1 protein-coding gene is annotated in these 230 nt (G+C 40.4%); it reads right to left on the bottom strand.

Features of this window, described 5'->3' with window-relative positions; translation table 11 throughout:
• The coding region (locus R0J92_RS27320) for a hypothetical protein (RefSeq protein WP_411053988.1) at nucleotides 1-230 on the bottom strand (230 nt) is incomplete at both ends.

Here is a 230-nt window from a genome sequence, read left to right as displayed (position 1 = left end):
AAATTGATCCTCCGGTGCGCGATCCAAATGAGCTTTAAAGAAAGCAACATTCAAGACTTTAAAATATTCTCGTCCAAACCCTTGGTGCTGACCAATTAAAAAAGAAGGAATCACTTCAATCCCTTCTGGACTCTGTTCACTGGTAATAAAATGCGTCCCCGGATTAAATAAGGCTAAATATTTGGAGTCTGACTGTAGCCAGACAAAAGGATGAATCTGCTCAGTTACCG

Source organism: Tritonibacter sp. SIMBA_163, assembly GCF_046535935.1.
Lineage (GTDB): Bacteria > Pseudomonadota > Alphaproteobacteria > Rhodobacterales > Rhodobacteraceae > Epibacterium > Epibacterium scottomollicae.
The sequence above is the reverse complement of the archived record's forward strand: the minus strand, read 5'-3'. Positions and strand labels throughout refer to the sequence as shown.